Source organism: Klebsiella sp. D5A (assembly GCF_001620885.1).
Taxonomy (GTDB): domain Bacteria; phylum Pseudomonadota; class Gammaproteobacteria; order Enterobacterales; family Enterobacteriaceae; genus Klebsiella; species Klebsiella variicola.
In genome coordinates, this window is the sequence record NZ_LOAR01000003.1 from 86,959 (window position 1) to 106,007 (window position 19,049).

The following is a 19,049-nucleotide window of genomic DNA, read 5'->3' on the forward strand; positions in this document are numbered from 1 at the left end:
TTACTTTTGTCGCGGCAAATGATGCGAAAAACAGCGATCAGCGCTGAACGCGTCGACAGGTTCACAGAGTTGTCTTGTTCCGGTTGTTAGATAACGCTTATTGATTCGATAATGTAAACGCATTGGTCGGGTCAGGAAAAATTCGTTAACTTAGACCTCAACGAAAACACGGAGGAAGTATAGATGTCCTTAATTAACACCAAAATCAAACCGTTCAAAAACCAGGCATTCAAAAATGGTGAATTCATCGAAGTCACCGAGAAAGACACCGAAGGCCGCTGGAGCGTCTTCTTCTTCTATCCGGCTGACTTCACTTTCGTCTGCCCGACCGAACTGGGCGACGTGGCTGACCATTACGAAGAACTGCAGAAGCTGGGCGTAGACGTTTACTCTGTGTCTACCGATACCCACTTCACCCACAAAGCGTGGCACAGCAGCTCTGAAACCATCGCGAAAATCAAATACGCGATGATCGGCGACCCGACTGGCGCCCTGACCCGTAACTTCGACAACATGCGTGAAGATGAAGGTCTGGCTGACCGTGCCACCTTCGTGGTTGACCCGCAGGGTATCATCCAGGCGATCGAAGTTACCGCTGAAGGTATCGGCCGTGATGCGTCTGACCTGCTGCGTAAAATCAAAGCGGCGCAGTACGTTGCTTCTCACCCAGGCGAAGTCTGCCCGGCTAAATGGAAAGAAGGCGAAGCGACACTGGCTCCGTCTCTGGACCTGGTCGGTAAGATTTAAGTCTGTTTGTGCCCGGCGGCGCTACGCTTGCACGGGCCTACAAGATTGTAGGCCGGGTAAACGGCGTGCCACCCGGCAATCAATGGGCGCTTTGGCGCCCATTTTATTCCAACACCATGATGCAAGCGCATTCAGGCCGCCTGGACAAGGCCGCTTGCATGATGATGTTTTAAGCCCAGGAGATAACAATGCTCGACACCAACATGAAAACCCAGCTCAAGGCCTACCTTGAGAAGCTGACCAAGCCTGTTGAGCTGATTGCCACGCTGGATGACAGCGCTAAATCGGCAGAAATCAAGGAACTGTTGGCTGAAATCGCTGAACTGTCAGACAAAGTCACCTTTAAAGAAGACAACACGCTCGCGGTACGTAAGCCATCATTCCTGATTACTAACCCAGGTTCCGACCAGGGCCCACGCTTTGCAGGCTCTCCGCTGGGCCACGAGTTTACCTCGCTGGTGCTGGCGCTGCTGTGGACCGGCGGTCATCCGTCGAAAGAGGCCCAGTCGCTGCTGGAGCAGATCCGCGATATTGATGGCGATTTCGAGTTCGAGACTTATTATTCACTCTCCTGTCATAACTGCCCGGATGTGGTGCAGGCCCTGAACCTGATGTCGGTGCTCAACCCGCGCATCAAGCACACGGCGATTGACGGTGGGACCTTCCAGAATGAAATTACCGATCGCAACGTCATGGGCGTTCCTGCGGTGTATCTGAATGGTCAGGAGTTTGGTCAGGGGCGAATGACGCTGACGGAAATTGTCGCCAAAGTGGATACCGGTGCGGAAAAACGCGCAGCGGAAGAGCTGAACCAACGTGACGCTTACGATGTGCTGATTGTCGGCTCCGGCCCGTCCGGTGCGGCCGCGGCGGTATATTCTGCGCGTAAAGGTATTCGTACCGGCCTGATGGGCGAGCGCTTCGGCGGTCAGGTGCTGGATACCGTGGATATCGAAAACTATATTTCGGTGCCGAAAACCGAAGGCCAGAAACTGGCCGGCGCGCTGAAAGCGCACGTCAGCGACTATAACGTCGATGTGATCGACTCCCAGAGCGCGACCAAACTGACGCCAGCGGCGACAGAGGGCGGCCTGCATCAGATTGAAACCGCCTCTGGCGCGGTGCTGAAGGCGCGTAGCGTCATCATTGCCACCGGGGCGAAATGGCGCAATATGAACGTACCGGGCGAAGATCAGTATCGCACCAAAGGCGTGACCTACTGCCCGCACTGCGACGGTCCGCTGTTTAAGGGCAAACGCGTAGCGGTAATTGGCGGCGGGAACTCCGGGGTAGAAGCCGCTATCGACCTGGCGGGCGTCGTAGAGCATGTGACCCTGCTGGAGTTTGCTCCAGAGATGAAGGCCGACCAGGTGTTGCAGGATAAAGTCCGCAGCCTGAAGAATGTCGACATCATTCTTAATGCGCAGACCACGGAAGTGAAAGGCGATGGCAGCAAAGTCACCGGCCTGCAATATCGTGACCGGGTGAGCGGTGATGAGCATCATGTCGCGCTGGCGGGGATCTTCGTCCAGATTGGCCTGCTGCCTAACACCACCTGGCTGGAAGGCGCCGTTGAGCGCAACCGCATGGGTGAGATCATCATCGATGCGAAGTGCGAAACCAATGTCAAAGGCGTATTCGCCGCTGGCGACTGCACCACCGTGCCGTACAAGCAGATTATTATCGCGGCAGGGGAAGGGGCAAAAGCGTCGCTGAGCGCCTTCGACTACCTGATCCGTACGAAAACCGCATAACAAGTCAGACAATAGACCTGCATAACAAAGAGGCTACCCTGGGGTAGCCTCTTTTTTTCTATTTCGTCATATTTACCTGACGACCATCACCGGGATATGGGCATGGCGGATCACGCTTGAGGCATTGGATCCGAGCAGGTGGGTACTGATGGACGGGTTGCGCGAGCCAATCACCACGACATCGGCGTTAATTTCGCTGGCCAGCTCGTTGACCATATCGCGCACGCTGCCGAAACGGACATGCAGCTTGATACGTGAGGGGTCAATGCTGAAATGGCTGACCATCGTCTGCAGACGAGTTTCCGCCTCATGCTGCAGGTGTTCTTCAAACCGCCGCAGATCGGCGGTAAAGCGGCTCATGGTGAAGCTCGCAGAGCCGGGTAATACGTGGAGCAGATGGATCACCCCGTCCTGCTGGGCCAGAAACTCCGCATGCCGGACGGCTTTATCGCTCAGCGCCATCTCAAAGACATCAACGGGCATAATGATAGTCTTATACATATGCAATCCTCCTTGTTCATTTGCGTCTATATCAACATATTATATGCGGATATAGTGTCATTCAGGTCGCAAAACTGTCAGTCAGGCAGGTGCAAAGCGTAAAAAAAGGTTAGCGAGGAAGGAACAGCAGAAAGAGGATGTATGGACATCCTCTGAATAAAGCGCGAAACGCCTCAGGCAGCAGGGATTAGCGGTGGAATTCGCCAGCGGCTTCCGGCTGGTACAAGAGCTCCAGCACTTCCAGGTGTGTCGATGCACCGCCCGGCAGCTCCCAGTGAATGGTGCTGCCGACTTTCAGACCCAGCAGCGCGGCGCCCACCGGCGCGAGGACGGAGAGCTGGCTGGCGCTGTCAGTCACCTGAGACGGAAACACCAGCGTCCGCACGCGCTCTTCGCCGCTGGTTAAATCGCGGAATTTTACCTTACTGTTCATGGTGACGACGTCATGCGGCATCGCTTCCGGCGCCAGCATTTGCGCGCGGTCGAGCTCGTCATTCAGGGCATCGGCAACCGGTAAGTTGGCGAAAGCCGGCTGCTCCAGCAGCCTGTCGATACGTTCGGCATCCAGTTCGTTAATGATGATTGCGGGTCTGGTCATTGCATACTCCATGTTATCCAGGAACCTGTCCGTAAAAGAAAACCCTCGCCGAAAAGGGCAAGGGTTAAGGTCCTACCATCATACTGAGAGTTGCCGGTAGTTTGAAGTGATGAAACGCACATTCAGCGTGCAACGCCCCCCGGCGGGCGGCGTTTTCTGCTCAGCACGTCGCTTTGCGCTACTGACCGACCTTGTCCAGGATAAACTGGGTTCCACAGTTGCCCGGATGGGGTTGCGGCAGAAAGGCGGACGTGGCCAGCGGGGCGTTGATGGTGGCGGCGTTGAGGGAGATTTGCATCTCGGTCAGATAGGCCGGATTACCGTTACAGGTTAATTTAAACGCCTTCACGCTTTGCGGACCCCAGGCGCGGGCCACCGCGGCATCGAAGTCGGCGCGGCTGACGGTTTGACCATAATGCTTCGCGAGGAAATCGCCTACCGGGCTATGCTTAATTTCCCCATTCAGGCGCACCATGGTGCCAAAATAGCTATCGGGATCAAAGCCGAAGCAGACGCCATGTTTGGCGTATTCGTAGCGCTCCAGGCAGGAGGTGCCGCCCGAGCCCGGCATCACGTTATTGAGCTTATTGGCCATCTCCAGCGACAGCCCGGTTTCCGCCGCCTGGCATTTGCGGTTCGCTTTCACTTCCGGCATGTTGGGCACCGGGCGCGTGGCGCAGCCGTAGCGCATCCAGCGTCGTTCATCCACCCCGCGCGCGGCAATCGACTTTGGCAGCCCGGGCCACAGGCCGTGCACGGTCAGAAAGTCGGCTTTGTTCGCGGTGTCCTGCTGCAGGCGACACTCTTCCGGTTCGCTACGGTTGCGGTCAAGCATGCTCTGACAGAATCCGGTTTGCCAGGAGAGGGCAAGAACGTAGCGGTCAAAATCAGCGTATCGCGTCGCGGTGAGCGGTTCAGCGCCGGCCTGAGTGGCGGTGAGCACAAGGGCAAGCGCGGCGAAATCCTTCCTGAACATGTTTATTCCTGATTGTGGATGGCAAAAGATAACGGGGAGTTATTAAAGCATAAAAAAGGCGCCCGCTGGCGCCTTTTCGCGTGGTTAGACCATTAGTGGACTGCGCTGCCGGGCACCAGAATCTCAGTGGCGATAATCACCACCAGCAGGCCAACCATCACCGGCACGGAGGTACGTTTGACCACTTCGAACGGCGAAATTTTTGCCATCCCGGCAACGGCGACCACCACCCCGGAGACCGGCGATATCGTGCGGCCGAGGTTAGAGGCCTGCAGCATCGGAATCGACAGATAAGCCGGATTGATGCCGGAAGAGTGCGCCAGCTTGGGGATCATCTCAACAAAAGCGTAGAACGGGGCATTACCGGAGCCGGTGGTCATTGCCGCCAGCATGGTCAGGATCACCAGCACCAGCATCAGAATAATACTGGCCGAGCCGAAGGAGGTGGCGATGGAGATCAGCCCATTGATAAAGCCGATGGTGCTTAGCCCCTGGGCGAAGACGCCGGCGGCGACCAGCAGCATCACTACGCCGGCGAAGGCGTCAGCCATCCCGCGGTAGGCGACTTCCAGCCCGCTGAAGACGTTTTTGGTGTTAAACCCGCGCAGGAACTCAAGGATCGCCGCCAGCAGCATGCAGCCGACGAGGATGGTGATAATGTGCAGTTCCGGTCCCCATTTACCATCAAAGATCAGCACGCCGATGATCGGGGTAAACGGCAGAATGGCGTACAGCGCCGGGGCGGTGGTGGTGATGTCGTTGACATCCAGCATTTCGTGGGAAATGTTCTCTTTTTTATCCAGGTAACGCTGCCAGAAGAAATGGGCGATTGCCATGCAGATAATGGCCGCGATGGAGATGGGCAGCGTGGTCTTGAAGGCAAAGTCGATCAGCGGCATTTCTGCGGCTTTAGCCGCCAGTACAACATCGCCAGAGGTAGGCGAGAGGATAATGGCCGCCGGTGAAGCGCAGATGGCTGCCGCCGCCCCGCGACTGATACCGACGTTCACCATCACCGGGAACAGCGTCGCCATCAGCAGCACGCCAAGGCCGGTCGCAGAGGAGACCGCCAGCGACATCAGGCAGGCGACAAAGTAGGCGGCAATCATCAGCAGATAGGGCGAATTAATATAGCGCAGCGGCTTTGATGCTAATTTCACCACCATATCATTGGCGCCAATATGGGTCATGTAGGTGGCGAAGCCGCACAGCATCATAATCATCATACCCAGATCGCCACCGCGGCTCATGAGTAGAATCTTAATGTATTCAATAATATCGGTGGCAGAATAACCGGTGCTGTCGGTATTGCCCGGCAAGACTTTATGCCCCAGCAGGGCGCTGACGATCAATAAGATTAAGCCCCCGACGAACAGCACCCCGGTGGCCGAGTAGCCCTTAATGATATAGCGGGCGACGCCCACAATGACCACAATCCCGATCAGGATCTCAACAAACGTCAGCATTTATTACCCCTAAGCCCAAAGAATATGTAGATAAAAAGCGTCATGCCAAATTTTAATGTGCGAATGTGCCGAAAAAACGGACAAAACTCGCTGATGCAAATCAATAAAGCGATAAGAACTACGCGTCACCCGTCTCGCCTGGATATAATCACCAGATGGATAGTTAAAAGGTTCTGATGGTCACCGGGCAAAAATCAGGAGTTTGCCTTATTTCGTTCAACCTGTATTGAGACTATCTTTGCTATTTTAGGCGGCTTTTAAATGAAAGTGGTAATGGAAAAGTGTTGATGTTACGTCGTTTTTCTCTGTTTTCTCTTGGTTTTTTTGGATGGTTGTTGGTATCCGTAAACGCCAGCGCGTCGTTTTCATCGACCCTCAGCGAAGGTTACCAGACCTTAAGTAATAACGTCGCGCAGACCTGGAATGAGCCGGAGCACTATGACTTGTACGTTCCAGCCATTACCTGGCACGCGCGGTTTGCCTATGATAAGGAAAAGACGGATAAGTATAACGAACGCCCCTGGGGCGCGGGTTTTGGCGTCTCGCGCTGGGATGAGAAAGGAAACTGGCACGGTCTGTACCTGATGGCGTTTAAAGATTCTTTCAATAAATGGGAGCCTATCGGCGGCTACGGCTGGGAGAAAACCTGGCGCCCGCTGACCGACCAGAACTTCCACCTTGGACTCGGCTATACCCTTGGCGTGACGGCGCGCGATAACTGGGACTACATCCCCATTCCGGTGATCTTACCATTGGCGTCAATAGGTTACGGTCCGGCGACTTTCCAGATGACCTATATTCCCGGCACCTACAATAACGGTAACGTTTACTTCGCCTGGGCTCGTATACAGTTTTAATTCGCTAAGTCTTAGCAATAAATGAGATAAGCGGTGTGTCTTGTGGAAAAACAAGGACTAAAGCGTTACCCACTAAAAAAGATAGCGACTTTTATCACTTTTTAGCAAAGTTGCACTGGACAAAAGGTACCACAATTGGTGTACTGATACTCGACACAGCATTAGTGTCGATTTTTCATATAAAGGTAATTTTGATGTCTAAGATTAAAGGTAACGTTAAGTGGTTTAATGAGTCCAAAGGATTCGGTTTCATTACTCCGGAAGATGGCAGCAAAGATGTATTCGTACACTTCTCTGCAATCCAGTCCAACGGTTTCAAAACTCTGGCTGAAGGTCAGCGTGTAGAGTTCGAAATCACTAACGGTGCCAAAGGCCCTTCTGCTGCAAACGTAATGGCTATCTAACCAACACGTCAGTAGAATATAAAAACCCGCTTAACGCGGGTTTTTTTTTGCCTGTTTTTCAGATCGTTAACGGCTGGCGGCCTGCGAGAAAAGCCAGAAGGCGACGGCCGTCATGGCAAACGAACCCAGCAAATTCACCATCACGTTGAGGAGTGCCCAGCTCACCCGCCCCTGCTGCAGGAGAAAGACCACTTCCGCCGAGAAGGTGGAGAAGGTGGTCAACCCGCCGCAGAACCCTGTGGTGATCAGGAGCTTCCACATCGGGTCAATATCCGTCAGACGGTTAAACCACGCCAGCCCGGCACCAATCACAAAGGCGCCTACCAGGTTGGCCGTCAATGTCCCAATCGGGATAGCATGATGCACAGGGTTGAGCTTCATGCCGAGCCACCAGCGCAATACGCTGCCGGTGCCACCGCCAATAAAAACGGCGCAAAGAAGTTGAAACACGGTTGTTTCCTGCTATTTGATATAAGAGAACCTCAAGTGTAGCGCGCGACGGGCGCGATTGGCTATTCATAACCTGACCGGAGAAAAACATGCGGGTAGCGGCAGGACAATTTGCCGTCACGCCAGTATGGCGGACGAATGCGCAGACCTGTGTGACGATGATGCAACAGGCTGCGCGTGAAGGGGCGGCGCTGCTGGTGCTGCCAGAGGCGTTACTGGCGCGAGATGACAACGACCCGGATATGTCAGTGAAATCGGCTCAGCCGCTGGATGGGGCGTTTTTGCAGCTGCTGCTGGCTGAGAGCGGGCGTAACCGTTTGACCACGGTCCTGACGCTGCATGTGCCGTCGGCAGAAGGCCGTGCGACCAATACGCTGGTGGTCTTGCGGGATGGCGAAGTAATAGCCCATTATCACAAACTGCATTTATACGACGCCTTCGCAATGCAGGAGTCGCGGCGGGTGGATCCAGGCCAGCAGATCCCGCCGGTAATTGAAGTGGCGGGGTTACGCGTTGGCCTGATGACCTGCTACGATCTTCGCTTTCCGGAACTGGCCCTATCGCTGGCGCTGAACGGAGCTGAGCTGCTGGTACTGCCCACCGCATGGGTGAGAGGGCCACAGAAAGAGCACCACTGGGCGACGCTGTTGGCGGCGCGCGCGCTCGATACGACCTGCTATATCGTGGCGGCAGGCGAATGCGGGACGCGGAATATTGGTCAGAGCCGCATTGTAGACCCGCTGGGAACGACGCTGGCGGGGGCCGGGAGCGAACCGCAGCTGATCTTTGCCGATGTCTCCGCAGAGCACCTTGCGCGGGTTCGCAAGCGTTTGCCGGTACTGCAGAACCGACGATTTGCGCCACCGCAATTATTGTGATGTTTTTTTAAACAGGGCTTGATTCACCTTGTTACAGATTGCTATTGTGTCCGCGCGTCAAATACCCGTATTGTTTATCCTAATAATTCGCTGTGCACGTCAGGACGGACACCCCTGCGCTAACTCCTTCAGGGGGAAGGCTCTGGGCCGAATCACGCAGCCCACGCACAGGTGGATTACAATATGACGGATAAATGCGTGTATGATGGCGTATTCGCAGCTTGTATAGAGAAGAAGGTTAGCTATGGGTGAGATTAGTATTACCAAACTGCTGGTAGTCGCAGCACTGATTATCTTAGTGTTTGGTACCAAGAAATTACGTACGCTGGGCGGCGACCTGGGTTCGGCTATCAAGGGCTTTAAAAAGGCCATGAACGAGGATGACGATAGCGCGAAGAAAGCCACCGTGGAAGAAGAAGCGCCGGCGCAGAAGATCTCTCATAAAGAGTAATTGATCCGATGCGTCCCCCCGGAGGGATGTTGGCGGAACGGCGAAGAGGCCGCGACGAATATCGTTGCGGCCTTTGTCGTTTTTGGCGATGCCGCGCAGAAAAGATGCAACGAACTGTTACGAAAACGCGAAGCAGAGGAAGCAGAGGAAGCGGAGAGGGGCCGCTGCGGCGAAAAGGCGCGCAGCGGCAGAAGCGGCAGTTACTTCACTTCCATTCCTTTAGCCTGCAGGTCGGCATGATAGGAAGAGCGAACGAAGGGACCGCAGGCGGCGTGGGTGAAGCCCATCGCCATCGCTTCCGCTTTCATCTCTTCGAACTCTTCCGGGCTGACGTAGCGCTGTACTGGCAGGTGGTGACGGCTCGGCTGCAGATACTGGCCTAACGTCAGCATGGTGACGCCATGGCGACGCAGGTCGCGCATCACTTCAATGATCTCGTCGTTGGTTTCGCCCAGACCGACCATCAGGCCAGATTTCGTCGGGATCTCCGGATGCGCTTCTTTAAAACGCTCCAGCAGCTTCAGCGACCAGTTGTAATCCGCGCCCGGACGCACCTGACGATAGAGACGAGGTACGTTTTCGAGGTTATGGTTGAAGACATCCGGCGGGGTTACCGTCAGAATATCAAGCGCGCGATCCATGCGGCCGCGGAAATCCGGAACCAGCGTTTCGATCTTAATCGACGGGTTTTTCTCGCGAATGGCGCTGATGCAGTCGGCAAAATGCTGTGCGCCGCCATCACGCAGGTCGTCACGGTCCACTGAAGTGACCACGACGTAGCGCAGACCCATATCAGCGATGGTTTGCGCCAGCTTCTGTGGTTCGTTCGCATCTGGTGCAACCGGGCGCCCGTGCGCGACATCGCAGAACGGGCAGCGACGAGTACAGATCGCGCCGAGGATCATAAAGGTCGCGGTACCGTGGTTGAAGCATTCTGCAAGGTTCGGGCAGGAGGCTTCTTCACACACGGAGTGCAGGCCGTTCTTACGCATCGCTGCTTTGATACCCTGGATACGGGACGAATCTGCCGGAAGTTTGATTTTCATCCATTCCGGTTTTCTGAGCAGAGCTTCACGCTCAGTTGCCACGTTTTTCACCGGGATAAGGGCCATTTTATCGGCGTCGCGGTACTTAACACCGCGTTCCATCACAATGGGTTTACTCATAGCGTGCGTGTTCCAGTTGCGAGTCACGAAGGAAAGCGAATTAATTCAATGAAATGTTGCAATTATCAACTATTTTTGAATCAAGAGCAGGCAGTATACCATTGAAAAGGGGCAGAAAGCAGCCTGCCTGCCTCGCAAATTGTAAAATAGTTGTTGTTTTATCCTTTTCCTTTCCGTGCGCTACGCCTTAAACGCCTGGATTACCGTCTCGATAATTTCTTTCAGCAATGGCTCCTTCCCGCTTTGCTTATTGTAGTGCAGCGCAACATTAATTTTTTCGTCCTGCAGGGAGTGAAAATCCAGGGTTTGCAGTGGCCAGAGCCGGGATACCATGGCGAACAGGCGCTCGGTGGTCAGCCCCAGCATGTCGCTCTCGGCGATCATGGCTGCCTGGGTCAGCAGGTTAAAGGTGCTGAATCCGCAGCGTCGTTCGCCCATCTCTTCCTGCAGGCGGCGGTGAAGGGTGGGGTAGCGCTGGCCTTCCGGAAGCAGCAGCGCAAATTCATACTGAGCGAGATGGGCTTCATCCTGTGGGCCGTGCAGCGCAGGGTGCTCAGCACGGCAGTACATCCGTACCCGATCCTGGTACAGCACATGATGGCTTATCGCCTGGCCGCTGTGCAGATGAGTGTCAATTAACAGATCCACCTGGCGCTGGTCGAGCTGCCGCGCGGCGTCGGTGATGGCGATGTTGTGCAACAGGATCTGCGGAAAGGCCGGTTTTAGCGCACTGGCCACGATGGGTATCAGTAGCGCCCCCATGCCTGGCGTGGTGGCGATAGTGATCACCCGCTGCTGGTGGGGGCTACCAGCGATATCCAGCGCACTGAGGAAAGCCTCCATACCCCGGCTGATGTACTGATGAAGATGGGTAGCATACGCGGTGGGCATCACACCTTGCCCCTTGCGGATAAACAGCGGGTCAGGAAAAAGCGCCCGCAGTTTGTTAATCGACTGGCTAATAGCCGATGGCGTGATATTCAGTATCTTAGCGGCGTTGACGATGCCTTTATGGACGTAAACGGCTTCGAAGATGGTTAACAGGTTGAGGTCAATATTGCGCAGGATGCGAAACATCTGGCGGTCATAACGTTCATCCTGTCGTTCAGGGGATTCTGACGGAGACGTATTCTCTGGCACGCGATGAGTCCGGTTGGGAATGATAGGGCAAGTATAGCGGCCCACCGCCTCCCGTACGTGACAATTGATTGCAAAAATAATGTGTTAATCGTTTAGCGCCCCGCTGCCTGCGGGGCGCTGATCTACCGTTTACTGCTGGGGGAGATATTCGTGCGGGGGATGGTTCAGCAGCGCCAGCAGATTGGCGACCAGCCGCGGGGCGACCGTCTCTGGCGTCACCTCTGGCTGCCACTGGCGCATTTGCGTCATCTCCATGCCGGCATAGCCGCAGGGATTGATGCGCAGAAATGGCGCGAGATCCATCGCGATATTGAGCGCCAGACCGTGGAAAGAGCACCCTTTGCGGATCCGCAGTCCCAGTGAGCAGATTTTGCGATCGCCGACGTAGACCCCTGGGGCATCGGCGCGGGGATGCGATTCGATGCCATACTCGGCCAGGGTATTAACGACCGTTTGCTCCAGCAGCGTCACCAGCTCGCGCACACCCAGCTTGCGGCGTTTAAGGTTCAACAGAACATACATTACCTGCTGTCCTGGACCGTGATAGGTCACCTGGCCGCCGCGATCGCTCTGGATCACCGGAATATCGCCGGGCACCAGCACGTGTTCCGCTTTGCCTGCCTGGCCCTGAGTGAAGACCGGGTGATGTTCCACCAGCCAGATCTCGTCGAGGGTGTCTTCATCGCGGGCGTCGGTGAATTCATGCATCGCCTGCGAGATGGGTTCGTATGGTTGCAGGCCAAGCTGCCGGATAAGAATTTTATTGTGCTGCAAAACAACATCTCCGCCGGGAAGAGAGGACTCAGGGCGGGGAGTATATCACAGCAGGGCGGAAGGGGATGAAAGGACCCGGCACGGCGGCCGGGTTGGGGAAAAGGTTACAGCACCATCCGTACGATATCGATATTGCCTAACTCTTCGTACAGCGTTTCCACTTGCTCAATGTGGGTGGCGTTGATGGTGATGGAAACCGAGTGGTAGTTACCTTTGCTGCTCGGTTTTACTGACGGCGAGTAATCACCAGGCGCATGGCGCTGTACCACTTCCACCACCTGATCAACCAGCTCCGGCAACGCCTGTCCCATTACTTTGTAAGTAAAGGGGGTAGGGAATTCCAGCAGTTCGTTAAGTTTGGTTTTCATGTCAGCTCCGGTGTTACGACAAAATAATAACTCCCACCAAGGGCGGGAGTTATCAGGTTACTTGGATAAATAGTATATGGGGATGGAAATCACACTTTCAAGTGTTCGATTTTTAACCAAACCAGTGGTGGAACATTAACTTAATGTAATCAATAATTTTGCCAAAGAAATTCCCTTCCGGGATTTCCTGCAGCACCACCAGCGGGCGCTGATCGATAGTTTTACCATCCAACTGGAAGTTGATGGTGCCGACCACCTGGTTTTTCTGCAGCGGGGCGTGCAGTTCAGTGTTATTCAGCACATAGCTGGCTTTCAGATCTTTCATCCGGCCACGCGGGATGGTCAGGTAGACATCTTTATCCACCCCCAGCGAGGCGCGATCGCTGTCACCGAACCAGGCCGGTTCGGAAGCAAACTCTTTGCCGGCTTTGATCGGGTTGACGGTTTCAAAGAAGCGGAAGCCCCAGGTCAGCAGTTTTTTGCTTTCCGACTCACGACCTTTGAAAGTACGTCCGCCCATCACCGCCGAGATAAGACGCATCTGGCCTTCGGTGGCAGAGGCGACGAGGTTGTAGCCCGCTTTGTCGGTATGACCCGTTTTGATGCCGTCGACGTTCAGGCTGTTATCCCACAGCAGGCCGTTACGGTTCAGCTGGCGGATGCCGTTGAAAGTGAACTCTTTCTCACGATAGATAGAGTACTCGTTCGGCACATCGCGGATCAGCGCCTGGCCAATCAGCGCCATGTCGCGCGCGGAACTGTACTGTCCGTCAGCATCGAGGCCGTGAACGGTCTGGAAATGGGTGTTTTTCAGGCCCAGGGCGTTAACATAGTTGTTCATCAGGCTGACGAAGGCGTCCTGGCTACCGGCAACATAGTCGGCCATGGCCACGCAGGCATCGTTACCCGACTGCAGGTTGATACCCCGGATCAGCTGCGAAACCGGAACCTGCATCCCCGGCTTGAGGAACATCAGAGAAGAGCCTTTGAAAACCGGGTTGCCGGTGGCCCAGGCATCGTTGCCGACAGTGACCAGATCGGACTCTTTGAATTTACCCGCTTTCATCGCCTGACCGATGACATAGCTGGTCATCATTTTGGTCAGACTGGCCGGGTCGCGACGGGAGTCGGCGTTATTTTCCGCCAGCACTTTGCCGGAGTTGTAATCAATAAGCACCCAGGATTCGGCGTCAATCTGCGGGGCGCCTGGGATCATCGTTTTGATATTCAGGTCATCGGCGCGGGCAGCGGAGGAGAGCGCTGCAACGGAGAGCGCCGTGATGAGTAAACGAGCGGTGAAAGAGGTCTTCATGGTCAGAACAACGGCATCCGTGATGGAGTTAAAAAAAGTGCCTTACTATAGCAAATGCTCTGCGGGCCAGCATCCGACATTGCGCATGAGTTTGTTAATGACTTTTACATGCGCAAGGTGAACGGGCTGCCCGCGGCGTTTAGTTGGCGCGAGTAATAAAGGACTGCAGCTGCGCTTCGCTTTGCAGGCGCTGCTGAACGGCGCTGGCCTGCGCCTTATCAGCAAACGGGCCCAGCTGAATACGCCATACCGCGCCGTTTTGCGTGACCCGGCCTGGCACCGAGAACTGCTGGCTCAGGCGCTGCTGATACTGCTGCGCCCGCGCCTGGTCGCTCACTGCGCCAACCTGGACGACAAAATTACCGCTGGCGCTGGAGGTGGCGGTAGAGGAGGCGGCAACGGCGCTGGCGGTCGCGGCAGTGGCCGCTGTCGCCGCTACGCTACCCTGGATGGAGCCTGGCGCGGTGACGGGAGCCGTTTGCGTCGCGACGGCAGCAGCAGGGGCCGCAGTGGCGGCGGTCGTGGCTGCCGGCTCGCTACTCTCCAGCACGCCGCTGTTCAGCGGCGTCGGGGCGCCGAGGAAACCGCCGCTGTTCACCGGCGCGCCGACGCTGTCTTCCGGCTTCAGCGTGCTGTTGCTGATCGGGCGAACGTCGGCAGGCGCAGGCTGGTTCATACCTGTGGCGTCACCGCCGTCCAGATTCGGTCGGGCGGGCAGGGCGTACGTCTGTTTGGCGACGGTGGTGCAGGCCATTCCCGGACCGGAAAGCGAACCGTCAGGCGCAACGATGATGGGGTCGATACGCACCTTGGTGTTGTTCGAGGTGTTCAGACGGTCAGCAGACGCACGGGAGAGCGAGATAACGCGATCGTTACCATACGGGCCGCGATCGTTAATCCGCACGACGATCATGCGGCCGTTAGCGAGGTTGGTGATCCGCGCATAGCTCGGGATTGGCAGCGTGGGGTGCGCCGCGGTCAACTGGGTCGGATCGAAGGTTTCGCCGCTGGCGGTCAGGTTACTGTTAGGTTCCGCGTCATAGATCGCCGCAAAACCAGCCTGCGTAAAGTTGGCCGGATCCTGAACGATTTTATAGCTTTTACCGTCGCGCTCATAATCCTGATTCGCCGTGGCGTTCGGCGTTTCATACTGCGGATCGGCGCCGCTGATCTCAACCGTCGGGCCATTACAGACGGCCGGCTGTGGAGTACTGACCGTTTTTTGTTGCACGTCATCACTCGAACATGCCGCCAGCAGCCCCGCTGCTATGCAGATCCCCAGCCATTGCTTACGCATTGCAAACCCCTTTAAACGCTTTTCGACAACATTTTTCTGTGGGTATGGATCGACATCACGATACCAAACCCGGCCATCAATACGATCAGGGCGGAGCCCCCGTAGCTCACCAGCGGCAACGGTACGCCCACCACCGGTAAAATACCACTCACCATACCAATATTTACGAAGACATAAACGAATAAAATCAACATTAAACCACCGGCCATGACCCGGCCAAAGGTGGTTTGCGCCTGGGCGGCGATCCACAGCCCGCGCATGATCAGCAGAATATAGAGCGCCAGCAGGATCAGCACACCAATCAGCCCCAGCTCTTCGGCCAGCACGGCGAAGATAAAGTCGGTGTGGCGTTCCGGCAGGAACTCGAGCTGCGACTGCGTGCCGTGCAGCCAGCCTTTGCCGCGCAGACCGCCGGAGCCAATGGCAATTTTAGACTGAATAATGTGATAGCCGGCGCCCAGCGGGTCGGTTTCCGGGTCGAGGAGCATCATCACGCGCTGGCGCTGATAGTCATGCATCAGGAAGAACCACAGGATCGGTATAAAGGCGGCGACCAGCACCACGGCGATCCCGATAAGACGCCAGCTTAGACCGGAAAGGAACAGCACAAACAGCCCGGAGAGAGCGATCAGAATCGAGGTGCCGAGGTCGGGCTGCGCTGCCACCAGCAGGGTCGGCAGGAAGATCAGCACCAGCGCAATCGCGGTGTTCTTCAGCGACGGCGGACAGACGTCGCGGTTAATAAAGCGCGCGACCATCAGCGGCACGGCGATTTTCGCTATCTCCGACGGCTGAAAGCGGACGATACCGAGATCCAGCCAGCGCTGCGCCCCTTTGGAGATAGCGCCGAAAGCATCAACGGCCACCAGCAGAATAATACAGAAAATATAAAGATAGGGCGCCCAGCCTTCATAGACCCGCGGTGGGATCTGCGCCATGACGATCATGATCACCACGCCCATGGCGATCTGGCCGATTTTACGTTCCATCATGCCGACGTCCTGACCGCTGGCGCTCCAGATAACCAGCGCGCTGTAGGTCAGTAGCGCCAGCAGGATCAGCAGCATGGTGGGGTCAAGATGGATTTTATCCCACAGCGATTTTTTGTTCGGATTGTCCGTCATTATTGATCCTCCCCTGCGGTGACCGCCGGGTTTTCGCTTGGCAGCGTGGTGTTGTTATCGCCCAGCATAATGTGATCAAGGATTTGTCGCATAATGGTGCCGACCGCCGGGCCGGCGCCGCCGTTTTCCAGGATCATCGCCACGGCAACCTGAGGGTTGTTATAAGGCGCAAACGCCGTCATCAGTTTATGGTCGCGCAGACGTTCAGAGATGCGGTGCGCGTTATAGGTTTCGTTGGCCTTCAGGCCGAACACCTGGGCGGTACCGGACTTGGCCGCGATCTTATACGGCGCGCTGGCGAAATATTTGTGCGCGGTGCCGTTGCCGCGGTTGGCCACGCCGAACATGCCGTCTTTGGCGATTTCCCAGTAGCCGGAATGGATGTCGCCCACCGGCGGCTCATGCGGCTGAACCCACGGAACGGGCTTGCCGTCTTCCACGGTGCTTTGCAGCAGGTGCGGCACTTTCACCACCCCGTCGTTAATCAGGATCATCAGCGCCTTGTTCATCTGGATGGGGGTGGCAGTCCAGTACCCCTGACCGATGCCCACCGGAATGGTGTCCCCCTGGTACCAGGGTTTCTTGAAGCGCTTGAGCTTCCATTCGCGGGTTGGCATGTTGCCCGAGCGCTCTTCAGAAAGGTCGATACCGGTGTAGTGGCCGTAGCCAAACTTGCTCATCCACTCAGAGAGGCGATCGATGCCCATGTCATAGGCGACCTGATAGAAATAGGTATCCGCAGACTCCTCCAGCGCTTTGGTGACGTTCAGGTGGCCGTGGCCCCATTTTTTCCAGTCACGATAGCGTTTATCGGAGCCAGGCAGCTGCCACCAGCCTGGGTCGAACAGGCTGGTATTGCGGGTGATCACCCCGGCGCTCAGCGCCGAGACGGCGACGTACGGTTTTACCGTTGACGCCGGCGGGTAGACCCCCTGCGTCGCGCGGTTGACCAGCGGCGTGTTCGGATCGTTGAGCAGGCCGGAGTAATCTTTACTGGAGATGCCGTCGACGAACAGGTTCGGGTCATAGCTTGGCGTAGATACCAGCGCCAGAACGGCGCCGGTACGCGGATCGGTGACCACCACGGCGGCACGGCTACCGGCCAGCAGGGTTTCGATATACTGCTGCAGCTTGAGATCGAGAGTGAGGTAGATATCGCGTCCGGCCTGCGGCGGCACCTCTTTCAGTTGTCGAATGACGCGGCCGCGGTTGTTCACTTCAACCTCTTCGTAGCCGGTCTGACCGTGCAGGACATCCTCATAATAACGCTCAATACCCAGCTTACCGATGTCGTGGGTCGAGGCGTAGTTAGCCAGCTTGCCTTCTTTGTCGAGGCGGTCGACGTCTTTATCGTTAATTTTTGAGACGTAGCCAATGACGTGCGTCAGCGCCGAGTTATAGGGATAATAACGACGCTTGTAGCCTTTGACTTCCACGCCGGGAAAGCGGTACTGGTTGACGGCAAAGCGGGCAACCTGCACTTCACTGAGGTTGACCTTTACCGGAATCGAGGTAAAGCGATGGGAGCGTGCGCGCTCCTTTTTGAAGCCGGCGATATCATCGTCGGTTAAATCGACGACGTCACGCAGCGCATCCAGCGTCTGCTGCACGTTATCGACTTTCTCCGGCATCATCTCCAGCTGATAAATGGTGCGGTTAAGCGCCAGCGGGGTGCCGTTGCGATCGTAAATAATGCCGCGGCTCGGCGGGATCGGTACCAGCTTGATGCGGTTTTCGTTCGAACGCGTCTGATAGTCATTGAAGCGAACGATTTGCACATTGTACAGGTTGGCGACCAGAACGCCGGTAAGCAGCAAAATCCCCAAAAAAGCGACCAGCGCCCGGCGCACGAACAGCGAGGATTCAGCCGTATAGTCGCGGAAAGAATTCTGTAATTTCATTCGCTGCTTAGTCTACCCTGATCATCATTACTCACGGTGGTACGGGTGGTTGGTGGTAATGCTCCACGCCCGATACAGACTCTCGGCCACCAGTACGCGCACCAGCGGGTGAGGTAAGGTGAGGGTGGAGAGCGACCAACTCTGTTCCGCCGCTGCTTTACAGGCTGGAGAGAGGCCTTCCGGGCCGCCTACCAGCAAACTGACGTCGCGCCCGTCCTGTTTCCAGCGTTCCAGTTCGCGCGCCAGCTGCGGCGTATCCCATGGTTTTCCCGGAATATCCAGGGTCACGATACGGTTCTTACCGGCAGCGGCCAACATCATCTCGCCCTCTTTTTCGAGGATGCGCTTGATATCGGCGTTCTTGCCGCGTTTACCGGCGGGGATCTCCACCAGTTCAAACGGCATATCTTTGGGAAAACGGCGCAGATACTCGCTAAAGCCGGTCTGTACCCAGTCCGGCATTTTGGTGCCAACGGCCACCAGCTGCAACTTCACGCATTAACTCCAGAGTTTTTCCAGCTCGTACAGACGACGGCTCTCTTCCTGCATGACGTGAACCATCACGTCGCCGAGGTCGACGACGATCCAGTCGGCGGCGGCTTCCCCTTCAACGCCCAGCGGCAGCATGCCGGCGGCGCGGGATTCCTGAACCACGTGGTCGGCGATGGACATCACGTGACGGGTAGAGGTGCCGGTGCAGATAATCATGCAATCGGTGATGCTGGATTTGCCATGTACATCAATGGCGACGATGTCCTGACCTTTCAGGTCATCAATTTTGTCGATAACAAAATCCTGGAGTGCTTTACCCTGCAAGTGTTCCCCCTGGGTGCATGAAGATTGATAATGATAAAGAGCCTGACAGTATACCTGAACTGATGAAAA

21 protein-coding genes are annotated in these 19,049 nt (G+C 56.0%); 6 read left to right on the top strand and 15 right to left on the bottom strand.

Going from position 1 to position 19,049, the window contains the following annotated elements:
- Positions 1–183 precede the first annotated feature (183 nt).
- Positions 184–747 (top strand): alkyl hydroperoxide reductase subunit C, encoded by a 564-nt coding sequence (gene ahpC / locus AS136_RS03935; protein WP_002894394.1) that lies wholly within the window; start codon positions 184–186, stop codon positions 745–747.
- 188 nt (positions 748–935) lie between these two features.
- A complete protein-coding gene (ahpF, locus tag AS136_RS03940; RefSeq protein ID WP_008805622.1) occupies positions 936–2,501 on the top strand; it encodes an alkyl hydroperoxide reductase subunit F in 1,566 nt (521 codons plus the stop codon).
- Between the two features lie 72 nt (positions 2,502–2,573).
- Here ahpF and uspG read toward each other — a convergent pair whose 3' ends face one another.
- The 4 genes from uspG to dcuC all read right to left on the bottom strand — a co-directional run bounded on the left by uspG (position 2,574) and on the right by dcuC (position 6,042).
- Entirely contained in the window at positions 2,574–3,002 is a 429-nt protein-coding gene (gene uspG / locus AS136_RS03945; RefSeq protein WP_002894401.1) for a universal stress protein UspG, read from the bottom strand.
- 187 nt (positions 3,003–3,189) lie between these two features.
- Complete coding sequence (rnk, locus tag AS136_RS03950; protein ID WP_008805623.1) at positions 3,190–3,600, bottom strand: nucleoside diphosphate kinase regulator; 411 nt, start codon at positions 3,598–3,600, stop codon at positions 3,190–3,192.
- A 178-nt stretch (positions 3,601–3,778) separates the two neighbouring features.
- Positions 3,779–4,576 (bottom strand): ribonuclease I, encoded by a 798-nt coding sequence (rna, locus tag AS136_RS03955; RefSeq protein WP_008805624.1) that lies wholly within the window; start codon positions 4,574–4,576, stop codon positions 3,779–3,781.
- 92 nt (positions 4,577–4,668) lie between these two features.
- On the bottom strand, positions 4,669–6,042 hold the full coding sequence (gene dcuC / locus AS136_RS03960; RefSeq protein ID WP_008805625.1) for an anaerobic C4-dicarboxylate transporter DcuC: 1,374 nt from the start codon (positions 6,040–6,042) through the stop codon (positions 4,669–4,671).
- A gap of 335 nt (positions 6,043–6,377) precedes the next feature.
- Here dcuC and pagP point away from each other — a divergent pair, with 335 nt between their 5' ends.
- Positions 6,378–6,899, top strand: coding sequence for a lipid IV(A) palmitoyltransferase PagP (gene pagP / locus AS136_RS03965; protein WP_306047527.1), 522 nt, complete (start codon positions 6,378–6,380; stop codon positions 6,897–6,899).
- Positions 6,900–7,093: 194 nt separating this feature from the next.
- Complete coding sequence (cspE, locus tag AS136_RS03970; protein ID WP_012542460.1) at positions 7,094–7,303, top strand: transcription antiterminator/RNA stability regulator CspE; 210 nt, start codon at positions 7,094–7,096, stop codon at positions 7,301–7,303.
- Positions 7,304–7,369: 66 nt separating this feature from the next.
- On the opposite strand, the gene crcB is transcribed toward cspE, so the two are convergent.
- A complete protein-coding gene (crcB, locus tag AS136_RS03975; RefSeq protein ID WP_008805628.1) occupies positions 7,370–7,753 on the bottom strand; it encodes a fluoride efflux transporter CrcB in 384 nt (127 codons plus the stop codon).
- Between the two features lie 89 nt (positions 7,754–7,842).
- Between crcB and AS136_RS03980 the strand changes: the two genes are divergently transcribed.
- Positions 7,843–8,631: a deaminated glutathione amidase gene (locus tag AS136_RS03980; protein WP_023322230.1), complete on the top strand. Its 789-nt coding sequence runs from the start codon at positions 7,843–7,845 to the stop codon at positions 8,629–8,631.
- A gap of 244 nt (positions 8,632–8,875) precedes the next feature.
- A complete protein-coding gene (gene tatE, locus AS136_RS03985; RefSeq protein ID WP_008805630.1) occupies positions 8,876–9,082 on the top strand; it encodes a twin-arginine translocase subunit TatE in 207 nt (68 codons plus the stop codon).
- Positions 9,083–9,282: 200 nt separating this feature from the next.
- Here tatE and lipA read toward each other — a convergent pair whose 3' ends face one another.
- The 10 genes from lipA to rsfS all read right to left on the bottom strand — a co-directional run bounded on the left by lipA (position 9,283) and on the right by rsfS (position 18,980).
- On the bottom strand, positions 9,283–10,248 hold the full coding sequence (gene lipA / locus AS136_RS03990) for a lipoyl synthase (RefSeq protein ID WP_002894467.1): 966 nt from the start codon (positions 10,246–10,248) through the stop codon (positions 9,283–9,285).
- Between the two features lie 180 nt (positions 10,249–10,428).
- A complete protein-coding gene (locus tag AS136_RS03995) occupies positions 10,429–11,388 on the bottom strand; it encodes a YbeF family transcriptional regulator (protein ID WP_012968702.1) in 960 nt (319 codons plus the stop codon).
- A gap of 129 nt (positions 11,389–11,517) precedes the next feature.
- On the bottom strand, positions 11,518–12,162 hold the full coding sequence (gene lipB, locus AS136_RS04000) for a lipoyl(octanoyl) transferase LipB (protein WP_012542459.1): 645 nt from the start codon (positions 12,160–12,162) through the stop codon (positions 11,518–11,520).
- 104 nt (positions 12,163–12,266) lie between these two features.
- Complete coding sequence (gene ybeD / locus AS136_RS04005; RefSeq protein ID WP_002894474.1) at positions 12,267–12,530, bottom strand: DUF493 family protein YbeD; 264 nt, start codon at positions 12,528–12,530, stop codon at positions 12,267–12,269.
- 112 nt (positions 12,531–12,642) lie between these two features.
- The gene (gene dacA, locus AS136_RS04010) at positions 12,643–13,842 is read right to left on the bottom strand and encodes a D-alanyl-D-alanine carboxypeptidase DacA (RefSeq protein ID WP_008805633.1); all 1,200 of its coding nucleotides are present in this window, start codon (positions 13,840–13,842) and stop codon (positions 12,643–12,645) included.
- 139 nt (positions 13,843–13,981) lie between these two features.
- A complete protein-coding gene (gene rlpA, locus AS136_RS04015) occupies positions 13,982–15,139 on the bottom strand; it encodes an endolytic peptidoglycan transglycosylase RlpA (protein WP_008805634.1) in 1,158 nt (385 codons plus the stop codon).
- Between the two features lie 11 nt (positions 15,140–15,150).
- On the bottom strand, positions 15,151–16,263 hold the full coding sequence (gene mrdB / locus AS136_RS04020) for a peptidoglycan glycosyltransferase MrdB (protein WP_008805635.1): 1,113 nt from the start codon (positions 16,261–16,263) through the stop codon (positions 15,151–15,153).
- Positions 16,263–18,164 carry a peptidoglycan DD-transpeptidase MrdA gene (gene mrdA / locus AS136_RS04025; protein ID WP_008805636.1) on the bottom strand — a complete coding sequence of 634 codons (1,902 nt, stop codon included), beginning with the start codon at positions 18,162–18,164 and terminating at the stop codon, positions 16,263–16,265. Before mrdA ends, mrdB begins: the two co-directional genes overlap by 1 nt.
- Positions 18,165–18,191: 27 nt before the next feature.
- Complete coding sequence (gene rlmH / locus AS136_RS04030) at positions 18,192–18,659, bottom strand: 23S rRNA (pseudouridine(1915)-N(3))-methyltransferase RlmH (protein ID WP_002894620.1); 468 nt, start codon at positions 18,657–18,659, stop codon at positions 18,192–18,194.
- Between the two features lie 3 nt (positions 18,660–18,662).
- Complete coding sequence (gene rsfS / locus AS136_RS04035) at positions 18,663–18,980, bottom strand: ribosome silencing factor (protein WP_002894623.1); 318 nt, start codon at positions 18,978–18,980, stop codon at positions 18,663–18,665.
- Positions 18,981–19,049 lie beyond the last annotated feature (69 nt).